Origin of the sequence: Lysobacter sp. 1R34A (assembly GCF_051217035.1) — a bacterium.
Taxonomy (GTDB): Bacteria; Pseudomonadota; Gammaproteobacteria; order Xanthomonadales; family Xanthomonadaceae; genus Lysobacter.
On sequence record NZ_JBPKJP010000164.1, the window covers coordinates 1 to 5,319 of the forward strand.

General features: G+C 67.1%; 5 protein-coding genes. All 5 read left to right on the forward strand.

What is annotated here, in order from left to right; translation table 11 throughout:
• Positions 1-104: 104 nt before the first annotated feature.
• Complete coding sequence (locus ACSAMQ_RS19815) at positions 105-818, forward strand: type 4a pilus biogenesis protein PilO (protein WP_435397305.1); 714 nt, start codon at positions 105-107, stop codon at positions 816-818.
• 1 nt (position 819) lies between these two features.
• Positions 820-1,371 (forward strand): pilus assembly protein PilP, encoded by a 552-nt coding sequence (locus ACSAMQ_RS19820; protein ID WP_435397302.1) that lies wholly within the window; start codon positions 820-822, stop codon positions 1,369-1,371.
• Positions 1,372-1,410: 39 nt separating this feature from the next.
• Positions 1,411-3,498 carry a type IV pilus secretin PilQ gene (locus ACSAMQ_RS19825; RefSeq protein WP_435397306.1) on the forward strand — a complete coding sequence of 696 codons (2,088 nt, stop codon included), beginning with the start codon at positions 1,411-1,413 and terminating at the stop codon, positions 3,496-3,498.
• Positions 3,499-3,834: 336 nt separating this feature from the next.
• Entirely contained in the window at positions 3,835-4,863 is a 1,029-nt protein-coding gene (locus ACSAMQ_RS19830; RefSeq protein ID WP_435397303.1) for an AAA family ATPase, read from the forward strand.
• A 67-nt stretch (positions 4,864-4,930) separates the two neighbouring features.
• A partial coding sequence (locus ACSAMQ_RS19835; RefSeq protein ID WP_435397304.1) for a DUF58 domain-containing protein occupies positions 4,931-5,319 on the forward strand: 389 nt, incomplete at its 3' end.

Sequence of the window (5,319 nt, forward strand, 5' to 3'; positions counted from 1 at the left end):
GCGCAACCGGCTACGCCGCCGGCCAAGCCGGCCGCCGAGGCTGCCAAGCCTGCTGCCGCGCCGGCCCAGCCCGCGCCGGCGCCCACCAAGACAGGAGCCGCGTCGTGAGCAGAAAGGCTTCTATGAAGAATCTGGACATCAACAACATCGGCGGCTGGCCGCGCCAGGCCCAGATCATTTTCTGCGCCCTCGTCGGCGTGGTGATCATCGGCCTGGCCTGGTGGCTATTCGTCAGCGACAAGCGCGAAGAGCTCGAAGGCCTGGAGCGAAAAGAAACGGAGTTGCGAACCACGTTCGAGACCAAGCAAGGGCGCGCGGCCAACCTGGAACCGCTCAAGCAGCAGCTCGTGCAGATGGAACAGCAACTGCAACAGATGCTGCGCCAGCTGCCGAGCAAGACCGAGATGCCGGATCTGATCGTCGACATCTCGCAGACCGCCCTGGCCACCGGCATCTCCAACGAGCTGTTCCAGCCCGGAGCCGAAGTCCCCAAGGAGTTCTACGCCGAGAAGCCGATCGCCTTGCGCATGGTGGGCACCTATCACCAGTTCGGCGCCTTCGTCAGCGGTGTGGCGTCGCTGCCGCGCGTGGTCATCATGACCATGCACGACATCTCGCTGAAGCCCAAGGGCAAGAACAGCAAGGACGCGGTCGGCGGCATCACTCCGAACAGCCCGCTTGAGTTGGCCGGCACGGTCAAGACTTACCGCTACCTCGACGAGGAAGAGATGGCTGCACAAGCTCCTGCGGCCGACGGCGCAGCCGCAGCGGACGGGAACAAGGGCGATAATGCCAAGAACAACAAGGAGGAGGGCTGAGATGCGTAGGCACTTCGTTCTCAATCGCTCCTTCGTCGGCGGCCTGTGCGCGATCGCCATGACGCTTGTCGTCAGCGGTTGTTTCCGGACCATCTCCAGCACGCCGGGCGATGCGCCCAACCTCGAGAAGTGGGTGGCCGAGGTCAAGGCCAAGCCGGCGCCGCCGCTGGACCCGCTGCCGGTCATGCAGCAGTTCGAGACCTTCGAATACGCCGCGCAAGACCTGCGCGATCCGTTCAGCACCGCCTTCACCGACGAAGACGACGGCTCCGGCCTGCGTCCGGACAAGGTGCGGCGCAAGCAATTGCTCGAACAGTTCCCGCTCGACGCGCTGGACATGGTCGGCACGCTCGGCCGCGGCAGCGGTACCGTGGCGCTGGTCATGGCGCCCGACAAAGTGACTTATCGTGTTCGACCCGGTGCGTACATGGGGCAGAACGACGGTCGTGTGACCGCCGTGACTGAGGACCGCATCGACTTGGTGGAACTGGTGCCGGACGGCGCAGGCGGTTGGCTGGAACGTCCAGCTTCCGTGGCGCTCGAAGATCAATGATTAGGGGATAGCATGATGATCGTACTCAACGCCAAATCCATGCCGTCGGCTCGACGCCCCATGGCTTCCGGTCCGCGCTTGGCCGGACTCGTCGTCGGCCTGCTGGCTGGCATCAGCGCCGTCCACGCGGCGCCGCCTGCGGCTGCGACGACGGCGCCCGCTGTCCACGCACCCGCTGTCCAGGCGCCTGTTGTTCAGGCGCCCACGGTGCAGGTCGCACCGACGCCGAGCAACGACCCGGGCAAGCAGCTGCCGGGCACGATCTCGGTCGCGAACATCGACTTCAAGCGCGGCGACGGCGGCTCCGGCAAGCTGATCGTGCGCTTCAGCGGCGACGGTGCCCTGCCGGACATGCGCAACCAGGGCTCCGAAGTCCTGATCAACGTCGGCAACGCGCAACTGCCGGCCTCGTTGCAGCGCCCGCTCAACGTCAGCGACTTCGCCACGCCGGTGCAGCGCGTCGACGCGCGCACCAGCGGCACCGGGACCCAGTTGGTGCTCAATACCAGCGGCGCCTACGACACCATGGCCTACCAGACCGGCCGCGAATACATCGTCGAGGTCGTGCCGCGCACGGCGGCGGCGGGCAGTCGCGCGGTCGGCGCGGCCGCCGCCAAGCCGGCGAGCGCCGCAGGCAGCACCGCGGGGTCGACCCAGGCGGGCGTGGTCCGTACCTACTCCGGACGTCCGGTGACCTTCAACTTCCAGGACGTGCCGGTGCGCACCGTGCTGCAGTTGGTCGCCGAGGAGTCGAACCTCAACATCGTCGCCGCCGATACTGTGCAGGGCAACGTCACCCTGCGTCTGGTCAACGTGCCGTGGGATCAGGCGCTCGACATCGTCCTGCAGGCCAAGGGCCTGGACAAGCGCCGCAGCGGCAACGTGGTCTGGGTCGCGCCGCAGGCCGAAGTGGCGAAGTACGAGCAGGACCGCGAAGACGCCCGTATCGCGCTCGACAACCGTGTCGACCTGACCACCGAATACATCCAGATCAACTATCACAACGCCGCGCAGATCTATAAGGCGCTGACCGAGGCCAAGGGCATCGGCGGGAGCGGCGGCGGCGAAGGCGGCACCGGCAATAGTAACGAGAATGGCTTCCTCTCGCCGCGCGGCCGCTTGGTCGCCGACGAGCGTACCAACACCCTGATGATCAGCGATATTCCGAAGAAGATCGTGCAGATGAAGGAGCTGATCCGGGTCATCGATCGTCCGGTCGATCAGGTCCTGATCGAGGCCCGCATCGTCATCGCGACCGAGAGCTTCGCCCGTGATCTCGGCGCCCGCTTCGGCATCTCCGGTGAGAAGGGCGACGTGATCACCAGCGGCACGCTGGAGAGCATCAACAATTTCCGCAATACCGCCGCGCAGAACAGCCTGATCGAAGGCAAGGCCGCGGCCTTGACCCGGGACGGCAACGATGCGCAGGCTCGCGGCGACGCCGCCGGTGCGACCGCGCTGTTCAATCAAGCTCGTTCGTTGCTGCAGACTCTGACCAACCCGGCCTTCCTGTTCCCGGCCAGCCTCAACAGCAATGTCGGCATCGCCAATCCGGCCGGCGCGCTCGCCTTCACCATCCTCGGCAAGTACGTCAACCTGGACATGGAGTTCAGCGCGATGCAGACCGAAGGCCGCGGCGAAGTGGTCTCCAACCCGCGCGTGGTCACGAGCAACCAGCGCGAGGCGGTGATCAGCCAGGGCCAGGAAGTCGGCTACGTGACGATCTCCCCGCAGCAGGGCGGCAACAGCATCCCGATCCCGAACGTCCAGTTCAAGGACGTGCTGATGGAGATGAAGGTCAATCCGACTATCACCAACGATGGCCGCGTCTTCCTCAACATGAACGTGAAGAAGGACGAGATCGAGGGCTTCGTCGACACCTCGATCGGCCAGGTCCCGCAGATCAACAAGCGCAACATCAATACCGCGGTGCTGGTCGAGGACGGTCAGACCGTCGTGATCGGCGGCGTGTACGAGTTCCGCGATCGCACCGACCTGTCCAAGGTGCCGTTCCTGGCCGACATCCCCTTCCTCGGCAACCTCTTCAAGAAGAAGAGCCGCAGCAAGGAAAAGGCCGAGCTGCTGATCTTCGTCACCCCGAAGGTGATGAAGGTGACCCAGCGCTGATCCACGGCGTCGAGCGTGATCGCAAAGAGGGCCTTCGGGCCCTCTTTGCATTTGAGCCGGCGGTCCGGACAGCCCCATCGTTCGAACTGCCGAGTGGCCCGAAGGGGCTGAACACCGGCTCAGGCCCGCGGCCTGTTTACGCCTTCGCGCTCGGCGGCCGCGCCTGGCTTAACGGGCGCGAATCAAGTACTTGCGTCGCGCATAGCGCGGATTCGAGGCTGTCACGCCTCGTTCGCGATGGATGCGGTTCGTTTCCTAATCGCTTTTTTTGAACCCCGCTGGCGAACTTCGGTCAAAATCGACTTGATCTCGCCTTCGATCGTCATTGGATACCGGATGGACAGCAGCCCCGATCGCCCCCGTGACACCGCGCCGGCTCAGGCCGATGCCGAGACCGCGCGCCTGCACGACGCCTTCCGCGCACTGCGCGATGCGCTCGCCCAGGAGATCGTCGGCCAGGCCGAATTGATCGAGCGGCTGTTGATCGCCTTGCTCGCCGACGGCCATCTGCTGGTCGAGGGCGCGCCCGGCCTGGCCAAGACCAGCGCGGTGCGCGCGCTGGCCTCGCGTCTGGAAGCCGATTTCGCCCGCGTCCAGTTCACCCCCGACCTGCTGCCGGCCGACCTGACCGGCACCGAAGTCTGGCGTCCGCAGGAAGGCCGCTTCGAGTTCCAGGCCGGGCCGATCTTCCATCCGATCCTGCTCGCCGACGAAATCAACCGCGCGCCGGCCAAGGTCCAGTCGGCGCTGCTCGAGGCGATGGGCGAACGCCAGGTCACGGTCGGCCGCGCGACGTACGCCCTGCCGCCCTTGTTCCTGGTGATGGCGACCCAGAACCCGATCGAGCAGGAAGGTACCTTCCCGTTACCGGAGGCGCAGCTCGATCGCTTCCTGATGCATGTGCGGATCGGCTATCCCGAAGCCGCCGCGGAAACCGAGATCCTGCGCCTGGCCCGCGAACGCGCGCGCCAGACCCTGCAGACCGCGACCGCACCGGTCGAGAAGATGCCGCAGGCCGATGTGTTCGCCGCGCGCGCCGCGGTGCTCGACCTGCACGTGGCGCCGGCGGTGGAGCGCTACCTCGTCGAGATCGTGCTGGCCTCGCGCGATGCCGCGCGCTACGACGCCGCGCTGGCCCGGCGCATCGCCTGGGGCGCGAGCCCGCGCGGCTCGATCGCGCTGGAGCGTTGCGCGCGCGCGCATGCCTGGCTGGCCGGCCGCGACTTCGTCACGCCCGACGACGTCCGCGCGATCGCCCCGGAAGTGCTGCGTCACCGGATCCTGCCGAGCTACGAAGCCACCGCCGAAGGCTGGGACGGCGACCGTCTGCTCGGCGAACTGCTCAAGAAGGTGCCGTTGCCTTGAGTGCCGCGATGCGCGATTCCGGACTCGGGATGCGCGACGGCGTCGTCCGCGCGAACGGGAAGGGCCGATGAGCGAGGGCATCGTTCCGGGCCTGGCGGAACTGGTCGCGCTGCGCGCGGCGGTCGGCGGGCGCCGCAACGCGCGCCTGGGCCGCCACGGCGTCAGCGGCCAGGCCCTGTCGCCGCTGCGCGGGCGCGGCATGGAGTACGCGGAGTCGCGCGAGTATTCGCACGGCGACGACGCGCGCCATATCGATTGGCGCCTGACCGCACGCACCGGGCGCGCGCACACCAAGTTGTTCCAGGCCGAACGCGAGCGCTTGAGTCTGATCGTCGCCGACACCGCACCCTCGCTTTATTTCGGCACCCGGGTGCGCTTCAAGTCGGTGCAGGCCGCGCGTGCCGGCGCGGTCGCGGCCTGGGCCGCGGTGCGCGACGGCGACCGCATCGCCGCGCT